The organism is Microlunatus sp. M237 (assembly GCF_056896895.1).
The window spans coordinates 600277-619363 of record NZ_JBXHBL010000001.1; the positions used below are offsets into that span (position 1 = coordinate 600277).

At 69.2% G+C, this 19087-nt stretch carries 16 protein-coding genes; 6 read left to right on the forward strand and 10 right to left on the reverse strand.

The genetic code is table 11. The features are described 5' to 3' along the window. The first annotated feature begins 13 nt into the window (after window positions 1–13). Window positions 14–517 carry a PspC domain-containing protein gene (locus AC1XX3_RS02785; RefSeq protein ID WP_483319551.1) on the forward strand — a complete coding sequence of 168 codons (504 nt, stop codon included), beginning with the start codon at window positions 14–16 and terminating at the stop codon, window positions 515–517. Window positions 518–578: 61 nt separating this feature from the next. Here the strand turns inward: AC1XX3_RS02785 and pdxT are convergent, their stop codons facing one another. The 3 genes from pdxT to guaA form a co-directional block, all read right to left on the reverse strand. Further along, window positions 579–1181: a pyridoxal 5'-phosphate synthase glutaminase subunit PdxT gene (gene pdxT / locus AC1XX3_RS02790; protein ID WP_483319552.1), complete on the reverse strand. Its 603-nt coding sequence runs from the start codon at window positions 1179–1181 to the stop codon at window positions 579–581. Further along, entirely contained in the window at window positions 1178–2089 is a 912-nt protein-coding gene (gene pdxS, locus AC1XX3_RS02795; protein WP_483319553.1) for a pyridoxal 5'-phosphate synthase lyase subunit PdxS, read from the reverse strand. The genes pdxT and pdxS overlap by 4 nt, the downstream gene beginning before the upstream one ends. A 147-nt stretch (window positions 2090–2236) precedes the next feature. Next, window positions 2237–3814, reverse strand: coding sequence for a glutamine-hydrolyzing GMP synthase (guaA, locus tag AC1XX3_RS02800; RefSeq protein ID WP_483319554.1), 1578 nt, complete (start codon window positions 3812–3814; stop codon window positions 2237–2239). 113 nt (window positions 3815–3927) lie between these two features. Between guaA and AC1XX3_RS02805 the strand changes: the two genes are divergently transcribed. Beyond that, window positions 3928–5583, forward strand: a complete 1656-nt coding sequence (locus tag AC1XX3_RS02805) for an FAD-binding dehydrogenase (RefSeq protein ID WP_483319555.1) — start codon at window positions 3928–3930, stop codon at window positions 5581–5583. Between the two features lie 113 nt (window positions 5584–5696). On the opposite strand, the gene AC1XX3_RS02810 is transcribed toward AC1XX3_RS02805, so the two are convergent. The 3 genes from AC1XX3_RS02810 to AC1XX3_RS02820 are packed head-to-tail and all read right to left on the reverse strand — an operon-like array spanning window position 5697 to window position 7479. Continuing rightward, on the reverse strand, window positions 5697–5990 hold the full coding sequence (locus tag AC1XX3_RS02810) for a chorismate mutase (RefSeq protein WP_483319556.1): 294 nt from the start codon (window positions 5988–5990) through the stop codon (window positions 5697–5699). A 5-nt stretch (window positions 5991–5995) separates the two neighbouring features. After that, window positions 5996–7060 (reverse strand): glycosyltransferase family 2 protein, encoded by a 1065-nt coding sequence (locus AC1XX3_RS02815; RefSeq protein ID WP_483319557.1) that lies wholly within the window; start codon window positions 7058–7060, stop codon window positions 5996–5998. After that, the gene (locus tag AC1XX3_RS02820; protein WP_483319558.1) at window positions 7057–7479 is read right to left on the reverse strand and encodes a hypothetical protein; all 423 of its coding nucleotides are present in this window, start codon (window positions 7477–7479) and stop codon (window positions 7057–7059) included. The genes AC1XX3_RS02815 and AC1XX3_RS02820 overlap by 4 nt, the downstream gene beginning before the upstream one ends. Window positions 7480–8073: 594 nt before the next feature. On the opposite strand from AC1XX3_RS02820, the gene AC1XX3_RS02825 reads away from it, so the two are divergent. The 3 genes from AC1XX3_RS02825 (at window position 8074) to AC1XX3_RS02835 (ending at window position 11697) form a co-directional block, all read left to right on the forward strand. Beyond that, window positions 8074–9735: a catalase gene (locus AC1XX3_RS02825; protein WP_483319559.1), complete on the forward strand. Its 1662-nt coding sequence runs from the start codon at window positions 8074–8076 to the stop codon at window positions 9733–9735. Window positions 9736–9845: 110 nt separating this feature from the next. Further along, window positions 9846–11000 (forward strand): NAD(P)/FAD-dependent oxidoreductase, encoded by a 1155-nt coding sequence (locus AC1XX3_RS02830; RefSeq protein ID WP_483319560.1) that lies wholly within the window; start codon window positions 9846–9848, stop codon window positions 10998–11000. A gap of 94 nt (window positions 11001–11094) precedes the next feature. Further along, window positions 11095–11697, forward strand: a complete 603-nt coding sequence (locus tag AC1XX3_RS02835; RefSeq protein ID WP_483319561.1) for a DUF4383 domain-containing protein — start codon at window positions 11095–11097, stop codon at window positions 11695–11697. 43 nt (window positions 11698–11740) lie between these two features. On the opposite strand, the gene AC1XX3_RS02840 is transcribed toward AC1XX3_RS02835, so the two are convergent. Both AC1XX3_RS02840 and AC1XX3_RS02845 read right to left on the reverse strand, forming a co-directional pair. After that, window positions 11741–12202 (reverse strand): DUF5709 domain-containing protein, encoded by a 462-nt coding sequence (locus AC1XX3_RS02840; RefSeq protein WP_483319562.1) that lies wholly within the window; start codon window positions 12200–12202, stop codon window positions 11741–11743. Window positions 12203–12520: 318 nt separating this feature from the next. After that, complete coding sequence (locus AC1XX3_RS02845) at window positions 12521–15508, reverse strand: S8 family serine peptidase (RefSeq protein WP_483319563.1); 2988 nt, start codon at window positions 15506–15508, stop codon at window positions 12521–12523. 135 nt (window positions 15509–15643) lie between these two features. Between AC1XX3_RS02845 and AC1XX3_RS02850 the strand changes: the two genes are divergently transcribed. Further along, window positions 15644–16162 (forward strand): SSI family serine proteinase inhibitor, encoded by a 519-nt coding sequence (locus tag AC1XX3_RS02850; protein WP_483319564.1) that lies wholly within the window; start codon window positions 15644–15646, stop codon window positions 16160–16162. Window positions 16163–16246: 84 nt separating this feature from the next. On the opposite strand, the gene AC1XX3_RS02855 is transcribed toward AC1XX3_RS02850, so the two are convergent. Then, on the reverse strand, window positions 16247–17350 hold the full coding sequence (locus AC1XX3_RS02855; protein ID WP_483319565.1) for a GuaB3 family IMP dehydrogenase-related protein: 1104 nt from the start codon (window positions 17348–17350) through the stop codon (window positions 16247–16249). A gap of 55 nt (window positions 17351–17405) precedes the next feature. Then, window positions 17406–18908, reverse strand: a complete 1503-nt coding sequence (guaB, locus tag AC1XX3_RS02860) for an IMP dehydrogenase (RefSeq protein ID WP_483320202.1) — start codon at window positions 18906–18908, stop codon at window positions 17406–17408. Window positions 18909–19087: the final 179 nt, after the last annotated feature.

The following is a 19087-nucleotide window of genomic DNA, read 5'->3' on the forward strand; positions in this document are numbered from 1 at the left end:
AGGAAGGCACGACATGTCCCAGCCCTATCCCCCGTACTCGGGGCCGAAGAAGCTCGAGCGGAGCCGCGACAACAAGGTGATCGGCGGTGTCTGCGGCGGCGTGGCCGACTATCTCAACATGGACGCGACCCTGGTCCGGGTGTTGTGGGTCGTTATCACGCTGTTCACCGGCGTCCCCGTCGTGCTGTACATCCTGGCGCTCTTCCTGATGCCGGAGAAGTCCAGCGTTCCGCCCCAGCCCGGATACCCGCACGTCAACGGACCGCAGTCGCCGACCGGGTATCCGTCGCCGTACCCCCCGTCCGCGGCTCCGTTCGCCGCCGACCCCTACCCGCAGGCTCCGGTCGCCGATCCCGTCTGGGGACCGGGCGGTGCCCCGTGGGAGCAGCCCACTCCCCCGGCTCCGGCTGAGCCGGCCCAGACGAGCACCTGGGAGTCGGCCCCGGCCGAGCCCACCGAGGAATCGCCCGGCGATCCCACCACCAAGCCGGAGTCCGGCGGTCCCCGCCCCCTCTGAGCCCTGGACCGGAGCCGGTGTCACCTGACGAGGTGGCACCGGTTCTGCAGGTCCGCGACACCTAGCCGGTGCGGATCAGCTCCACGAAGAGCTGGTGGACTCTGAGGTCGTCGGTCACCTCCGGGTGGAAGGCGGTGGCGAGCCGTTGCTCCTGTCGGACGACCACGATCTTGGGCTCGGCGACGCCGGGGACAGCCACCTCGGCCAGCACCTCGACCTTCGCGCCGGCCGACTCGACCCAGGGCGCACGGATGAACACCGCGTGCAGCGCGGAGTCGATGCCTTTCACCTGGAGATCGGTCTCGAAGGAGTCGGTCTGTCGGCCGAACGCGTTGCGGCGAACGGTGATGTCCAACCCGCCGATGGTCTGCTGATCGGCGGTGCCGTCCAGCACCCGGTCAGCCAGCAGGATCATCCCGGCGCAGGAGCCGTAGACCGGCAGCCCATCCTGCACCGCAGCGACCAGCGACTCGCGGATCCCGAACGTTCGGGTCAGCTTGTCGATGGTGGTCGACTCACCGCCGGGCAGCACCAGACCGTCCAGCCCTGACAGCTCCTCCGGACGGCGGACGGCCCGTACGTTCGTCCCACAGGCCCGAAGCGCGGCGAGATGCTCGCGAAAGTCGCCCTGCAGCGCCAAGACGCCGACGAGCGGAGCGCTCACCAGCCGCGTTCGGCGAGCCGGTGCGGTTCGGGGATCTCGTCAACGTTGATGCCGACCATCGCCTCGCCCAGACCGCGAGACACCTTGGCGACCACGTCGGCGTCGTCGAAGAAGGTGGTGGCCTGGACGATCGCCGCCGCGCGTTCGGCCGGGTTGCCCGACTTGAAGATGCCCGAGCCGACGAAGACGCCCTCGGCGCCGAGCTGCATCATCATGGCTGCGTCGGCCGGCGTGGCGATGCCGCCCGCGGTGAACAGCACCACCGGCAGCTTGCCGCGCTCGGCGATCTCGGCGACCAGGTCATACGGCGCCTGCAGCTCCTTGGCGGCGACGTACAGCTCGTCGTGCGACAGCGAGCTGAGCCGACGGATCTCCCCACCGATCTTGCGCATGTGCATGGTGGCGTTGGAGACGTCGCCGGTCCCCGCCTCGCCCTTGGACCGGATCATCGCCGCGCCCTCGGTGATCCGGCGCAGCGCCTCACCCAGATGGGTGGCGCCACAGACGAACGGGACGGTGAAGTTCCACTTGTCGATGTGGTTCGCGTAGTCGGCGGGCGTCAGCACCTCCGACTCGTCGATGTAGTCGACGCCGAGGGACTGCAGCACCTGGGCCTCGACGAAGTGGCCGATCCGGGCCTTCGCCATCACCGGGATGGAGACCGCGGCGATGATGCTCTCGATCATGTCGGGGTCGCTCATCCGGGACACGCCACCTTGGGCACGGATATCGGCGGGCACCCGCTCGAGGGCCATCACGGCGACCGCGCCGGCGTCCTCGGCGATCTTGGCCTGCTCGGCGGTGACGACGTCCATGATGACGCCGCCCTTGAGCATCTCGGCCATCCCGCGCTTCACGCGAGAGGTGCCGGTTCCAGGGGTGGAGGGGAAGGGAGTGCTCTCGGTCATGCGGAATCCTTGCTGCGAGGTGTCGCACGGGAGCGGTCGACGACCGCGATTTCGGCGCGCGGGTGCGACGGCACTCGCACCAAACCCCATCCTAGGACCGATCCCGGCCGATGGAGCCGGCGTCTTACCACTGACCGAGCCCGGGACTCACTCCCACTCGATCGTCCCCGGCGGCTTGCTGGTGATGTCGACGACGACGCGGTTGACCTCGTCCACCTCGTTGGTGATCCGGGTGCTGATCTTCTCCAACAGCTCGTACGGCAGTCGGCCCCAGTCGGCGGTCATGGCGTCCTCGCTGGTGACCGGCCGCAGCACGATCGGGTGTCCGTACGTCCGCCCGTCGCCTTGGACACCGACCGAGCGCACGTCGGCGAGCAGCACCACCGGGAACTGCCAGATGTCGCGGTCCAGTCCGGCCAGGGTGATCTCCTCGCGGACGATGGCGTCGGCGTCCTGCAGGATCGCCAGTCGCTCCCGGGTGACCTCGCCGATGATCCGGATGGCCAGGCCCGGACCGGGGAACGGGTGCCGCCAGACCATGGCCGGGGGCAGCCCGAGCTGCTCGCCGACAGCACGGACCTCATCCTTGAAGAGCGTCCGCAGCGGCTCGATCAACTTGAACTGCAGGTCGTCCGGCAGCCCGCCGACGTTGTGGTGGCTCTTGATGTTGGCCGCGCCCTCGCCGCCGCCGGACTCGACCACGTCGGGATAGAGCGTGCCCTGCACCAACCACTCCACGTCGCCATGCTGGTCGTCGTGCGCCGCGTCGGCCACCACCTCGCGGGCGGCCTGTTCGAACGTACGGATGAACTCGCGGCCGATGATCTTGCGCTTGGTCTCCGGATCGGTGACCCCGGCGAGATGGCCCAGGAACTGGTCACTGGCCTCCACCACCTTGAGGTTCACCTCGGTGGCATCCACGTAGTCCTGCTCCACCTGCTCGGCCTCGCCCTTGCGCAGCAGTCCGTGGTCGACGAAGACGCAGGTCAGCTGATCGCCCACCGCCCGCTGAACGAGCGCTGCCGCGACCGAGGAGTCCACCCCGCCGGACAGGGCGCAGAGGACCTTGGCGTCGCCGACCTGGGCGCGGATCCTCTCCACCTGCTCCTCGACGATGTTGACCATGGTCCAGGTCTGTCGGCAGCCGGCGATCTCGACCAGGAACTTCTCCAGCACAGCCTGTCCGTGGTCGCTGTGCAGCACCTCGGGGTGCCACTGCACGCCGGCGAGCTTCTTGTCGGTGTCCTCGAAGGCGGCCACCGTCGCTCGTGCCGACGTTGCGTTGACCAGGAAGCCGGGCGGGGCGGCCACCACCTCGTCGCCGTGCGACATCCACGAGCGCACCGTGTCCGGCAGACCGGCCAGCAGGGTGCCGTGCTCGGTGATCGAGACCGACGTACGGCCGTACTCACGCATCCCGGTCTTGGCGACCGAACCGCCCAGCGCCTGGGCCATCGCCATGAAGCCGTAGCAGATGCCGAACACCGGGGTGCCGGCCTCGAGCATGGTGGGGTCGAGCTGCGGGGCCCCCGGCTCGTACACCGATGAGGGGCCGCCGGACAAGATGATGGCCTTCGGGTTGCGGGCCAGGATGTCTTCCACGCTGGTGGTGTGGGGGACGACCTCGGAGTAGACCTTGGCCTCGCGGACCCGGCGCGCGATCAGCTGTGCGTATTGCGCGCCGTAGTCGATCACGAGCACCAGGTCATGGTCGTGCTGGCTCATCTGTGGTCCACGCCTCTCGCCCTTCACCGAACTGCTGAAGCTCGAAGTCTAGTGACGATTCGACCTCGCCCGATCGACCGGTCCACTCGTGCGGACTCTGCGACCATGCAGATATGGATGCTGACGTCGTCGTCGTGGGTGCCGGGCTGGCCGGGCTGGTCGCCGCCGCCGAGCTGGCCGAGGCAGGCCGGTCGGTCATCCTGGTCGACGGTGAGCCGCTGTCGAGTCTCGGCGGACAGGCCCACTGGAGCTTCGGCGGGCTGTTTCTGGTCGACACGCCCGAACAGCGGCGGCTGCGGATCACCGACTCGGCCGAGCTGGCGCTGGCCGACTGGTTCGGGTCGGCCGGGTTCGACCGGCCCGAGGACTACTGGCCACGGCGATGGGCCGAGGCCTTCGTCGACTTCGCGGCGGGTGAGCAGCGCGAGTGGCTGCACCGACTCGGGGTCCGGTTCTTCCCGCTGGTGCAGTGGGCCGAGCGCGGCGGCTACGCCGCCCCGGGCCACGGAAACTCGGTGCCGCGATTCCATCTCACCTGGGGCACCGGACCCGCTCTCGTGGCCCCGTTCGCGCGGGCCGTGCGCAAGTCGCGCTCCGTCCGGCTGCGCAACCGTCATCTGGTCACCGACCTGACGATGGAGTCGGGCGGGGTCCGGGTCACGGGATCGGTGCTGGAGCCCAGCGACGTCCCCCGCGGGGTGGCCACCAGCCGGGTGGCGATCGGCGACTTCAGCTTCTCGGCGCGAGCGGTGCTCGTGGCGGCCGGGGGTTTCGGCGCGAACCTCAACCTGGTCCGCAGCTACTGGCCGACCGGGTGGGGTGCGCCCCCAACCTCGATGGTCGTCGGCGTACCGGACTTCGTGGACGGATCCATGATGGCGATCAGCCAGCGGGCCGGGGCGCGGATGATCAACGCCGACCGGATGTGGCACTACCCCGAGGGGGTGCGTAACCACTCGCCGCTGTGGACCGAGCACGGGATCCGGATCCTGCCCGGACCATCGTCGCTGTGGCTGGACGCCCTCGGACAACGGCTGCCCGCGCCGCTCTTCCCCGGCTTCGACTCCCTCGGCGCGCTGCGGCACATCACCGGCACCGGCTACGACTATTCGTGGTTCGTCCTCGACGCCGATACCGCCGCGACCGAGTTCGCGCTGTCGGGCTCGGAACAGAACGCCGATCTGACCGGCAAGGACCTGCGACTGCTGGCCGGTCGCATCCGCCCCGGGGCGACGCCGGAGGTGCAGGCCTTCCTCGATCGTGGTGTCGACTTCGTCACCGCTGCGGGGGTTCCGGAGCTCGCTGCACAGATGAACCAGCTGGCCGGCGAGCACCTGGTGGACGCCGACTCGTTGCTGCGCACCATCACGGCCCGCGATCAGCAGGTGCGCAGCGGCTTGGGTAAGGATCCGCAGGTGGTCGCCACCGCGGCGGCCCGCCGGTTCCTCGGCGACCGGCTGATCCGGGTGGTCCGACCGCACGAGCTGCTCCGACCCGGCACCGACCGCGCCGGTACGGGCGGGCCGCTGATGGCTGTCCGGCTGCATGTCCTCACCCGAAAGTCGCTGGGTGGACTGGAGACTGACCTGGGTGGCCGGGTGCTGGGGCGGGACGGATCGGTTCTGCCCGGGGTGTACGCCGCCGGTGAGGCCGCCGGCTTCGGGGGCGGCGGTATGCATGGCTATCGGTCGTTGGAGGGCAGCTTCCTCGGCGGGTGTCTGTTCTCCGGCCGGCAGGCGGCACGAGGGCTCGCCGCGGACCTGGGCTGACGCCCTGCCCGGTTCGCTATCGCCTCGGGTTCATCCGGGACCGGCTATCGCCTCGACTCATCGGGGACCGGCTATCGCCTCGGGTTCATCCGGGACCCGCTACTCGCCTCGGGCTAGTGGGCGTCGGCGATCGCCTCGTGATGCCGGACGACCTCGGCGACGACGAAGTTGAGGAACTTCTCGGCGAACTCCGGGTCGAGGCGCGCCTGCTCAGCCAGGGACCGCAGCCGGGCGATCTGCTGCTGCTCCCGAGTCGGGTCTGCGGCCGGCAGCCCGTGCTCCGCCTTCAGCACCCCGACCTGCTGGGTGATCTTGAAGCGTTCGGCGAGCAGATGGACCAGTGCGGCGTCCATGTTGTCGATGCTCATCCGAAGCCGATTCAGCTCTGCGGTCACGTCCTCGTTCACGCGGGTCAGCCTACGGGCCGGTGCTCCCGCCGTGGCTTCGTCTCGCCGTCGGGGACGCTGCTGCCGCCCGCCGCGGCATCCGCCAGCCGTTGGCGTACCCGCGCCGCGAGCACCCGGCGCGGGGTGGCGGCCGTCTTCAGCCGACCACCGGCGTAGGGCACCCCGGCACGGCGGTGCCGCACCGCCAGCCAGACGCAGACCGCACGTTCCGCGACCCAGACCGGTGCCCACAGCGCCGAGCTGGGCGGATAGGCCGCGACGCCACCAGCACGTCGACGGCCCACCTCGGCCGCCGCGACGACCAGAGCGGTCGCGGCCGCCAACCGGCGTGGCCGGCGCACGCACCACAGCAGGGTGGGCAGCAGCGACAGCTCCACGACCAGGCGCAGCGGCTGGGCGAAGTCGTCATACGCCTGACGCACCCGCTGGCCCCAGAAATGGTCGACGCTGGGCGGGAGCCGGGGCACCTGGATCTCCCGGGCGACCACCTCGCTCCCCCCGGCCGCCCGGATGGTGCGGATCATCTCGAGGTTCTCGAACAGCACATCGCCGCTGTAGCCCCCGGCTCGGAGCAGGGTCGAGCGCCGCAGCCCGAAGGTGCCCGGGTAGTCGTCGCCGAACGCCCGGTTGAGCAGGGTCCGGGCGGTGTCCCAGCGGGCGTACCACGGCAGCGCCGAGTAGTGGTTCGAAGGCCTGACCAAGTCGTGATGGTCGAGCAGTGACACCACGGCCCGAAGCGACGACAGCCGATAGCGGACGTCGTCATCAGCCAGCACGATCCGGTCAGAGCGAGCCAGCCGCACCCCCGTCATCACGCCGCGGACCTTGCCGTTGGCTCCGGGCCACGGCTCAGGGGGCAGCTGCCGGATCCGCGAGTCCAAGGCGGCCCGGTGGGCGGCGTAGCGATCCGGGTCGGAGCCGTCCACGACGGTGACGTCCAGCCAGTCGACCAAGTCGTTGAGATAGCCGGCGAGGTCGGCGAGGTCGGCGTCATCGGCCCACTTCAGGGGCAGGACGTATTCGGCGTCCAGCCGGTCAGGATCGGCGGCCGACTCGAAGGGCCCGGTCATGCCGCCAGGCTGCTGCTCTCGGCGGACCTCGCCACCGAGTCCAGCATCCGATCACTGAGCAGCCGCAGCAGCGGCCGACGAAGCTCGGCCGGAACCCGGGTGAGCGGACCGTCGAGCACCCGCACGCTGAGGTGGGCGAGGACACCGTTGGCACCCGGCTCGACCTCCAGGCACCAGGAGAGGGTGCTGCCAGCAAAGGCCCGGGCCCGCCACCGCACGACCCGCCCTGGCGGTGGATCGTCGCCGTAGCGCCAGCTCGCGCACCGCGAGGTCGCCCGTACGTCGGGGGGCCCGGTGACGGAGGGCGCCGCTGTCGACGCATCAGGGCCGGAGGGCACCGCCGACTGCTGGCTGACGGAGGCCATCACCGTACGGACCACGGTGTGGAGGGAACCACGGATCAGTCGATGACTCGTCATGGTCCTCTCCTGCGTCGGAAACGTCCTCTTCTACCCGGGTGGTCCGGTCTTAGTCGCCATCGTCACGTCGCGGCGGCGAGTGGGCCCGCCGAGCCCGGGCAGCCGTCACTGCCGGAGTCAAGGCCGACGAAGCCTGTGAATAGCCAGCGGTGGAACGGAAAAGGCAGCCCTGGACTCGCGCTGGGCGTGGTGAGCGGTCTACCGTCGGAGGTGGCGGCCAACCACGGGTTCGGCGCCGCCCTGGTCCTCGCCGGAGGTGAGGAGCCACCATCCCCGCGGGTAGGCTCAGGAGATGGCCTGCCGCTGGTCCGGTGCCCCGGCAGCAATTCGCCGAGGGCATCGGGGAGCAGCGTACGGACCCGTCACGTGACCGCACGACCGACTTCGAAGGAGGGAGCAGAGCATGACAGATGCTCTCGACGACGCAGCCAGTCCAGGCCGCGATCGAGCGTCAGATCTGCCTCAGGTAGACGAGACTATGGATAGACCAACCATCAACTAGCACTCTCTGGGAGCACCACCACACCGGCCCCGCCGCGGTGAGCTCGCCGAGTTCCTACGCCACAACTCAACTGCTGAAGGAGCACACATTTCATGACTGACGTCGCCAGCCAGGGCTCAGACCCGAGTGACGACCGCCCGATCCTGACCAACCGTCAGGGCCACCCGGTCTACGACAACCAGAACCAGCGGACAGTCGGCGCCCGCGGTCCGGCCACGCTGGAGAACTACCAGTTCCTGGAGAAGGTGAGCCACTTCGACCGGGAGCGTATCCCGGAGCGGGTGGTGCACGCCCGCGGCGCGGTCGCGTACGGGTTCTTCGAGGCGACCGGCAAGTGGGGCGACGAGCCGATCGAGCGATACACCCGCGCCAAGTTGTTCAACACGGCTGGCAAGCGCACCGACCTGGCCATCCGGCTCTCCACGGTGATCGGCGGCCGGGACTCCTCCGAGGCCACCCGCGACCCGCGCGGGTTCGCGGTCAAGTTCTACACCGAGGACGGCAACTGGGACCTGGTCGGCAACAACCTCGCGGTGTTCTTCATCCGCGACGCGATCAAGTTCCCCGACGTCATCCACTCGCTCAAGCCCGACCCCATCACCTTCCGGCAGGAGCCGGCCCGGATCTTCGACTTCATGTCGCAGACGCCGGAGTCGATGCACATGCTGGTCAACCTGTTCAGCCCGCGGGGCATCCCCGCCGACTACCGCCACATGCAGGGCTTCGGCGTGAACACGTACAAGTGGGTCAACGCCGAGGGCGAGACGCACCTGGTCAAGTACACCTGGCAGCCGCATCAGGGTGTGAAGAGCCTGACCGAGGCCGACGCTGCGAACATCCAGGCCAACGATCTGGGGCACGCCTCGCTTGACCTCTATCAGGCCATCGAGTCCGGGGACTACCCCAAGTGGGACCTCTACGTGCAGCTGATGAGCGACGAGGAGCACCCCGAGCTCGGCTTCGACCCGCTCGATGACACCAAGACCTGGCCGGAGCAGGACTTCCCGCCGAAGCTGGTCGGCACCATGACGCTGAACAGCAACGTGAGTGACCACCACAACGAGAACGAGCAGATCGCGTTCGGCACCGGCGTGCTGGTGGACGGGCTGGACTTCTCCGACGACAAGATGCTGGTCGGGCGTACGTTCAGCTACAGCGACACCCAGCGCTACCGGGTCGGCCCGAACTATCTGCAGCTGCCGGTCAACAGCGCCAAGAACGCCCCGGTCCACACCAACCAGCGTGGCGGCCAGATGTCGTACGGCCTCGACCTCGGTCCGGGGCAGAACCCGCACGTGAACTACGAGCCGTCGATCACCGGTGGGCTGCGCGAGGCTCAGTATCCGACCCACGACGACCAGGGCCCGGAGATCACCGGTCGGCTGACCCGCAAGCGGATCCCGCTGACCAATGACTACGAGCAGGCCGGTCAGCGGTTCCGGCTGATGCACGACTGGGAGCGCGACGACTTGGTCGCCAACTTCATCACCCTCATCTCGCAGGCGGAGCGAAAGGTGCAGGAGCGAATGGTCTGGCACTTCTTGATGGTGGAGGACGAGCTCGGGCTGCGGGTCGGCGAGGGTCTGGGCATCACCCCGGACGACGTACGCCACCTGGAGCCGCTGGCCAGCCAGACCCTGTCCGAGGCGGAGCTGCAGCGGCTCAGCAACCTGGGCAAGAACGGCCCCCGCAACGTCGAGGGCCTGACCATGACGCACTGCGTGCCCAATGAGCACGTGGTCGTCGAGCGCTGAGCGAGCCCGTGACGCGAGCGCTGAGCGAGCCGTGACGCGAGCGCTGAGCGAGCCCGTGACGCGAGCGCGAAGCGAGCCGTGATGCACCCGGACCCGTCCGGACGCCAGCGGTGACCACAGGGCTGCCCACCACCCGCCGACCACGACTCGTCGTGGTCGGCGGTGGTGTTCTGGGGGTCTCGACCGCAGCCTCGCTGGCGCGCGCCGGCACCGAGGTGCAGCTGATCTCCGAGGGTCCCCTGGCCAGCGGCGCCTCGGGCCGCTCCCTCGCCTGGCTCAACTCTGCGGGTCCGAAGTCCGAGGCGTACCACCGTCTCCGGATGGTGGGCATCGACCGTTACCGGACGCTGGCGGCTCGGCACTCGAGCCCGCCGTGGCTGCGGTTCGACGGCGGGCTGCGCTGGGGCGCCGCCGACGACCGCGACGCGCTGCTGGCGGACCACCACCTCGAGCATGACCGTGGCTACGACAGCCGGGTGCTCACGTCGTCGGAGGTCTCCACCTGCGTGCCGGGCGTCGATCCGGCCGCTGTCCCGGCGACCGGAGCCCTCTGGAACGCTGGTGAGGGCTGGGTCGATCTCCCGTCGTTGGTGGACGTCCTGAGCCAGGAGCTACGTCGCCACGGCGGCCACATCACCACCGGCACGGGGCCGGCACGACTCGAGCTCACGGCCGGCGAAGTGACTGGGGTCACCCCGACCGATCAGCGTCTCCCGGCCGATCGAGTGCTGGTGGCGGCCGGCGCAGCGACTCCGCGGCTGGTGGCCGAGGCCGGTGTCCAGCTGCCGGAGGCCACCACGAACGCCCTGCTGGTGGTCACCCATCCGGTGGCCACCCACCTGCGCGCGGTGCTGAACACTCCGCGCGTCGCTCTCCGCCCGACGCCCTCCGGGGCTTTGGCCGTGGACGCGGACTGGACGGCCGAACAGCTTGAGCCGGGGGCGGATGGAGTGCTACACGCTCCGGCCGAGACCGTCCGGGAGCTGCTCTCCGCAGCGACGGAGGTGCTGGCGGGCCACCCGCCGCTTAGCGCGGCTGCCTGTCGGATCGGCGCGAAGCCGATCCCCGCGGACGGGCAACCGGTGCTGGGACCGACCGCGGTGCCTGGTCTGTCGGTGGCTTTCACCCACAGCGGCGCCACGCTCGCTCTGGTGGCAGGTGAGCTCCTCGCATATGAGATGCTCTCGGGCCGACGTCATCCGCTCCTGGCCGAGTTCGGTGCTGACCGCTTCGATCAGCGGTCCGGCCACAGCCCGGCTGGGTGAGCGCTCGGTCGGAGAAGGAACCGCCCCGGCAGGGGTACGACTGCAGGACTGCTGGCCCGGTTCGCGCCGGCGCACAGCCGGAAAAGGAGGCACCATGTCCGACGCGCGGGTCGAACCCGACCCGGCGCAGCCGACCGCTCTGCAGCGAGCATCGATGGTCGTGGGGCTGCTGCTGATGGTCCTCGGCGGCCTGGGCTTCGTGCCTGGTGTCACTGTGGCGCACACCGCCGCGGCCTTCTCCTCGCCCAGCTCACAGGCCACCCTCTTCGGTCTGTTCCAGGTATCGACGCTGCACAATCTCGTCCATCTGGTCTTCGGGCTGGCGGGCGTGGTGTGCGCCCGGCGGGTGCCGTCCGCGGCCGGCTATCTGGTCGGTGGGGGTTTCGTCTATCTGGCCCTGACCATCTACGGCTTCGTGATCCCGAAGCGCTCGGTGGCGAACTTCATCCCGGTCAACACGGCCGACAACTGGTTGCACCTGGGGCTGAGCGTGATCATGGTCATCGGCGGTCTGGTGCTCACCAGGCGGCTGACCAGGGCGGCGGACGAGCAAGCGGCTCAGCTCGACTCAGCCCACGGCGGCTCGTCCGCTGCCGCCGATGCCGGCGGCGAAAGCGCTGATGCGGTACCGGCGACATCCGATGCTGACTCCGGTTCCGGTGTCGAGCAGCACGGGCCGACCTCCGCGACGTCCTGAATCGTCACACGAGGCCGGCCCGATCAGTCAGCGACCACCCGGCTCAGGGCTGGTCGGTCACATGCAACGCTGCTTCCTCGGCGCTCAGGTCGGCAGTGTCCTCGACGTCGAGGCCGATGAGCTGGGCCTCGGTGTCTTCGCCGATGCCCTCGTTCGGGTCGGCCAAGCGGCCCACCTGCTCGTCGTCGACGGGTCCGCCCGCATCCAGGCTCTCCTCCAGCAGCGCGTCCAGGTCTTCGGTGACACCGTCGGCAGCGGGTGAGGTCGGGAGGTCATCCTCCGTCAGGTCGGGGACCTCCTGCGCCAGCCGCTGCTCCAGGGTCTCACCTTCGGCCTGCTCCGCCGCCGTGTTGCCGAAGCCCTCCGCCGCGGAGTAATGGTCCGGCACCTCATAGCCGCCGTCCAGCATGTCGTCCTTGCCGGTGTCCAGCAGCATCTCCTCCGGCTGGAGGTCGAGCTGCTCGGACTGCTCCGGCACGCTCTCATCGAAAGAGTTGTCGCTCATCGCACTTCCCTTTTGTCCTCGTCGTTCACGCCCGGTCACGAGTCGTTTCCGGACGGCGGCGGGCCACCTGCGGCCCGCTCCAGAGTCCGTACCCGCGCGGTCCGGACCCAACCACACCCTACTGCGCGGCAGCGCCCACCCTCGGCGGCGGAAACGGCGACGACCCCCCGCCGAAACGGCGAACACCCCGCGCCGAAACGGCGAACACCCTGCGCCGAAACGGCGAACACCCTGCGCCGAAACGGCGACGACGCCACCCCCGGAGTCCGGGGATGGCGTCGTCGTCGTCTTGCCGCGCGGAGCGCGACGGGGTTGGGATCAGTTCACCGTCACGATGGTGCCCGACCCATCCGGGTATTCCACGAAGCCCAGGTACGGCGTCGCGGCATCGAGCCCGGACCACGAGGCAGTGACCTGGATGGGTCTGCCGATCGTGGCGCGCGGGTTGGCCGGGCTGACCGTGAAGTTGCCCTGGCCCGCCCCGCCGGTGACCGCGGCGGAGCGATAGGTGAAGGCCGTCGAGGTAGTACCCGGAGCGTTGGCGAACCCCACCACCAGGGCTACGTACGTCCCGGCTTCCGGCGACGGCAACACCACCGTCTCGTTGGCCGCGGCGCTCGCCGACTGGCCCACCAGCACACCGGTACCGTCCACGATCTGATAGACCGCGAGGTCCAGATCGGCCGTGGTGGCTGCCGTACGGACGCTGAACTGCGCGACCTTGGCGTTCGCCGGCACCGTGGTGGCGTACTGCTGCTGAGCGCCGGCCGCGATGGTCGCATTCGTCGCCGTCCCCGAGGTCAGGCCGTTGGCCCTGATCGGGAACGAGCCCTTGACGCCCGGGGTGATGGTGTACTTCACCGAACCGGAGGCGCCCGACCCACTGACCACATCCGGGGCGGAGACAACCTTCGGCGTGACCGCGATGGGGCTGCGCACCTTGGTGCCGGCCCCGGTCCAGGTGAGGAAGCCGGTGGCTGCCTCGTCGTAGGCCGCCGACTTCTTGGTGAAGGTCACCGTGAAGGTCTTGGTCTCGCCGGCCCGGTTGAAGTTGAGGATGGATGGGCTCACCTTCACCCGAACCCCCGCGACTTTGGCGGTGGCCCGATAGAGGCCCGGCTTGACCGCGGTCACCCGGCGGGTGACCGTCTGACTGTTCAGCAGCTCGCCGACCGCGATGGAGGGCGCGTTGTAGTCGCTCGCGTCCTTCGCCTTCACCCCGGTGCCCTTGACCCCCAGCGAAGCGAGGTAAGCCAGCCAGTCACGGTCGGAGGAGTTGTAGACCAGTCCCGGGTTGAACATGCGGGTCGGCGTGACCTCGCCGGCCCCCTGCGCGAACGGATCGGTGTTCTTCGACCCGTCGGCGTTGAGGGTGTCGGCCGAGGTGGTCATCAAGGCCGACTTGATCTTCATCGGCGACCACCGCGGGTGGACGTCGAAGAACAGGGCGGCCAGACCTGCGATGTGCGGAGCAGCCATCGACGTACCGGAGTAGAAGTCGTAGTTGCGGTTGCTGTTCGACGGTGGCGCCACCGCGGCGAGGATGTCGACGCCGGGAGCGCTGATGTCCGGCTTCAGCAGGTCACCGTTGCTCGAGGTGGACGGCCCTCGCGAGGAGAAGTCGGCCACCTGCGGGTAGGCCGCGGTGTCCCCCACCTGGTTGCCCTTGACCAGCGTCGCGGTTGCGCCGGCGCCTGCGGCGTAGGCCTTGATGGCCGGACCACCGGGGGCGTTGACGTGCACGCTCGGGATCGAGTGGACATCCCCGTTGACCGTGTTGTCGGTCAGGTTGACCAACACCATGCCTGAACCGCCGGCCCGCTTGACCTCGGCCGACTTGGCCACCCGGTCCACCACGCCACGGTCACAGACAATGATCTTGCCTGCCACCTTGGCCGGGTCGAGGGTGTTGGGGCTGCACAGGGCAGCGTCGGCATCGGTGGCCGCAGCCAGCTTGACCGAGGCGGCGGTCACCAGCGGCTTCGGGCCGACCTGGCTCGTGATGCTGGTGCTGATGCCGGAGTACTTGGAGCCGTTGCCCAGCACCACGGTGCCCTCGTTCGGGGCGATGGTGCTCGCCGCGACGGTGGTCAGCCACGGCGCCGTGTTGTCCATCGTCGAAGCGCCGGGGCCGTTGTTGCCGGCCGAGGTGGACACGAAGATCCCGGCCGAGGCTGCCGACAGGAACGCCAGCTGGATCGGCTCATCGTGCGGGGACTCCGAGCTTCCGCCGATCGAGTAGTTGATCACGTCGACACCGTCGGTGACGGCGGCGTCGATCGCCTCAACGATGTCGGAGGCCCAGCCGCCGGTCTCCTGCTCGGTGGCTCCCTCCCACAACACCTTGTAGGCAGCGATCTTGGCCGCCGGAGCGACGCCGCTGATCTTGCCGAACGGCACGCCGTCCACGCTGGCGACCACGCCAGCGTTACCGGCGGCGGTGGAGGCGGTGTGGGAGCCATGGCCGCCACCGTCGCGGGTGGAGATGATGTCGCGCCGAAGCTCCGGGGCGACAGCGGCCTGCCAGGCGGTGCCGAAATAACGGGCGCCGACCAGCTTGGTGTTGCACAAGTCCGCCGTCCACTGTTCACCCGTCTGGCAGGTGCCGGTGAAAGTGCTGCCGTCCGACTTGGTCATGACGATCTTGGTGCCGACCTTGTAGGGACGGAACCGATCAGCCCTGGTGGTCGGCTTCCTGGTGGTGAGCGGGGCGCCGGCGAACGACTGATTCTCCGGCCAGATGCCGCTGTCGATCACACCGACGACCACTCCGTCACCCGACTTGGCCGGCCCACCGAGCGAGGCCCAGACTCCCTTATTGCCCGACAGCTTCAAGAAGTCGGTCGAGTTGGTGTCGTCATTGGCCTTGTGCAGCGTGTCCTTGGTCACCGAGACGACACCGGAGGTGCGCTGCAGATCCCGAGCCTGCGCGGTGGTCAACGACGCGGTGAAGGCGTTGAGGCTGACCGAGTAACGCCTTGAGGGCTTGGCACCGACCCTGTCGGCGATCTTGTCCTGCTGCTGAACGAGATAGGACTTGTAGCGCTTGGCGGCATCGCTGGTGACATCCACCTTGCGGCCGTCGACGGGGCGGGTGGCCGGGAGGCCCTTGACGTCGCCCTCATAGGTGGCGACCGGGTCGGCGGCCAGGGCGACGATGTAACGGCCAGGCGCGCCGACGGCGGGCAACTGATCCTTGGGGAGCAGCGGCTTCGCAGCCGCCAGGGTCGGGGCACCGACGGCGAGACCGACGGCGAGTGCGGTGGCGACAAAAGCCACCCGGGGAGAACGGGAGTTGCGTGGCACAGATTCCTCCAGTGTTGCCAGGCAGGGGCGCGCCGGCATCCACGGAAAACGTGGACACGGCGCGAAGTAGGCTTGACGCTAGCACCGCTGCAGACGGCCGTCGAGAGGATCTTTTCCCGTGACTCGGACACTTCGATGAAGATCTTCTTGCTGGTCTGTGCGGCCGTAGGAGCCGCGCTGCTGACCGGCTGCGGCATGTCGACCCCCAGCGCACCATCGTCCGGCCCGGCAACCGGCGTACCGTCCGCTCCGGTGTCGAAGACTCCCCCGAGCACGTTGCCGGTTTCCCCCTCAGGTTCGCCGACGGCGACGGACGACCCGTCGGGTTCGCCGACGGCCACGGACGGCCTCACGATCGTGGTCGACGACGGCAGCGGGCGTCGGGTGACGTGGCGGCTGACCTGTGACCCGCCCGGCGGTGATCATCCGGACCCGTCGGCGGCCTGCGCGGTGCTGGACCGCAACGGTGCGACCGCACTGCGGCCGGTGGCCAAGGATCGCCGCTGCAGCCAGGTGTACGGCGGCCCGCAGACCGCCACTGTCACCGGCACCTGGCGCGGCACGCCGGTGAACAGCACGTTCTCCCGGACCAACGGATGTGAGATCGCCCGCTGGGACGCCCTGACAGGGCTGTTGCCGAGCCCGAAATCCTGACCGTCGCGAACTGTGCAGAGCGTCGGCTCAGCCGACGGGCCTGATAGAGCGTCGGCTCGCCGACGAGCCCAACCGAGCGTCGGCTCAGCCGACGACGACCTCGACCCGCTGGAACTCCTTGACCTCGGTGTAGCCCGTGGTGGCCATCGCCTTGCGCAGGGCACCGACCAGGTTCATCGTGCCGTCGGGGGTCGACGACGGGCCGAGCAGGATCTCCTCGAGAGTGCCGACCGTGGTGAAGGCGGCCCGCTCGCCGCGGGGCAGCAGCTCGTGCCAAGCCTCGGGCCCCCAGTGGAAGCCTCGACCCGGAGCCTCCTCCGCCTTGGCCAGCGGCGAGCCGACCATCACCGCGTCCGCGCCGCAGGCGATCGCCTTGGCGATGTCTCCGGATCGACCCACCGAGCCGTCCGCGATGACATGCACATACCGGCCGCCGGACTCGTCCAGATAGTCCCGGCGGGCTGCGGCCACGTCCGAGACCGCCGAGGCCATCGGTACCGCGACTCCGAGCACCGCGCGGGTCGTGTACGCGGCCCCACCGCCGAAGCCGACGAGGACGCCGGCCGCGCCGGTCCGCATCAGGTGCAGAGCCGCCTGGTACGTCGCACAGCCGCCGACGATCACCGGCACGTCCAGGTCATAGATGAACTGCTTGAGGTTGAGCGGCTCCGCGGCGGACGAGACGTGCTCCGCGGAGACGGTCGTCCCGCGGATGACGAAGAAGTCGACCCCGGAGTCCACCACGGCCTGGGCGTACGCCTGGGTGTTCTGCGGCGAGAGCGCTCCGGCGGCCGGCACGCCGGCTTCACGGATCTCGGCGATCCGCTTGCCGATCAGCTCGGGCTTGATCGGCTCCGCGTAGATCTGCTGCATCCGCCGGGTCACCGCACCCGGGTCCTCGACGGCGATGATCTCGTCCAGCAGTGGCTGCGGGTCGTCGTAGCGCGTCCACAGCCCTTCGAGGTTGAGCACCCCCAGACCGCCCAGCTGACCGACCCGGATGGCGGTGGCCGGCGACATCACCGAGTCCATCGGTGCGGCGATCAGCGGGAACTCGAAGGTGTGTGCATCGATCCGCCAGGACAACGACACCTGGTCCTCGCCCCGAGTACGCCGCGAGGGGACGATGGCGATGTCGTCAAAGGCGAACGCCTGCTGCGCGCGCTTGTTACGGCCGATCTCGAACATGGAGAGCTCCTCGGAGGAAGGGATGGCGACCAACCGGCGTAGACCGGCGCCGAATTCAGCCGGCGTAGTTCGGCGCTTCGACGGTCATCTGGATGTCGTGCGGATGAGACTCACGAAGACCGGCAGAGGTGATCCGGACGAAGGAGCCACGCTCCTGCAGATCGGGGATCGTCGCCGCCCCGGTGTAGAACATGGACTGCCGCAGACCGCCGATCAGCTGATAGGCCACGGCCGCCAGCGGCCCTCGGAACGGCACTTGGCCCTCGATCCCTTCGGCGATCAGCCGGGAGTCGGAGGTGACGTCGCCTTGGAAGTAGCGGTCCTTGGAGTAGGAGGCGTCGCGGCCCCGCGACGCCATGGCGCCGAGCGAGCCCATCCCGCGGTAGGTCTTGAACTGCTTGCCGTTGAGGAACACCAGATCCCCGGGGCTCTCCTCGCAGCCGGCCAGCAACGATCCCAGCATCACGGTGTCGGCCCCGGCGACCAGCGCCTTGGCGATGTCACCGGAGTACTGCAGACCGCCGTCGCCGATCACCGGCACCCCGGCCGGACGGCATGCGCGCGAGGCGTTGTGGATGGCGGTGACCTGCGGCACGCCCACCCCGGCGACCACGCGGGTGGTGCAGATGGAGCCCGGACCGACCCCGACCTTGACCCCATCGACACCGGCCTCCACCAGCGCCTTCGCACCGGCGTACGTGGCGACGTTGCCGCCGACGATGTCGACGCCCGCCGCGGCCGACTCGGCCTTGAGCCGGCGGACCATGTCGATGACGCCTTGGGAGTGACCATGGGCGGTGTCGACGATGAGCATGTCGACCCCCTCCTCGACCAGCGCCATCGCCCGCTTCCACGAGTCGCCGAAGAAGCCGACCGCGGCAGCCACCCGGAGGCGGCCCTGGTCGTCCTTGGAGGCGTCGGGGTACTGGTCGGACTTGACGAAGTCCTTGAGCGTGATCAAGCCCTTGAGCCGGCCCTGGGCGTCGACCAAGGGCAGCTTCTCGATCTTGTTCTGAGCCAGCAGCGCCATGGCGTCCTCGCCACTGATCCCCACATGGCCGGTCACCAACGGCATCTTGGTCATCACGTCGCCCACGAGGCGGCTCGGGTCGTTCTCGAACCGCATGTCGCGGTTGGTGACGATGCCGAGCAACCGCATGTCCGCGTCCACCACCGGTACGCCGGAGATCCGGAACCGGCCGCACATCGCATCGGCCTCGCCGATCGTGGCGTCCGGGGAGATGGTGATCGGCTCGTCGACCATGCCGGCCTCGGACCGCTTGACCACATCGACCTGGTGCGCCTGCTCCTCGATCGACAGGTTGCGGTGGATGACGCCGAGACCGCCCTGACGTGCGATGGCCACAGCCATCCGAGCTTCCGTCACGGTGTCCATCGGGGAGGAGATCAACGGGATCCGGACCGAGATCCGCTTCGACACCCGAGAGGTCGTGTCGACCGAGGAGGGGATGATGTCGCTCTCGGCGGGCTGCAACAGCACGTCGTCGAACGTGAGGCCAAGGGTGGCGAAGGGTTCGGGCACCCCGGCGGCGGTGATATCAGCGGGAGACTGCGACACGGAAGACCTTTCACACACAGAGGGGAAGCCTTTATGCTACCCGGCCGCTTCCGAGGGACCAGCCAGCGCCGGAGAGTGGGCCGGGGACGGTTGGCACGCCAGCAGCCGACCGAACCGATGGAAAATTGTTGCAAACGTTTGCCACCCCCGAGGGCGTG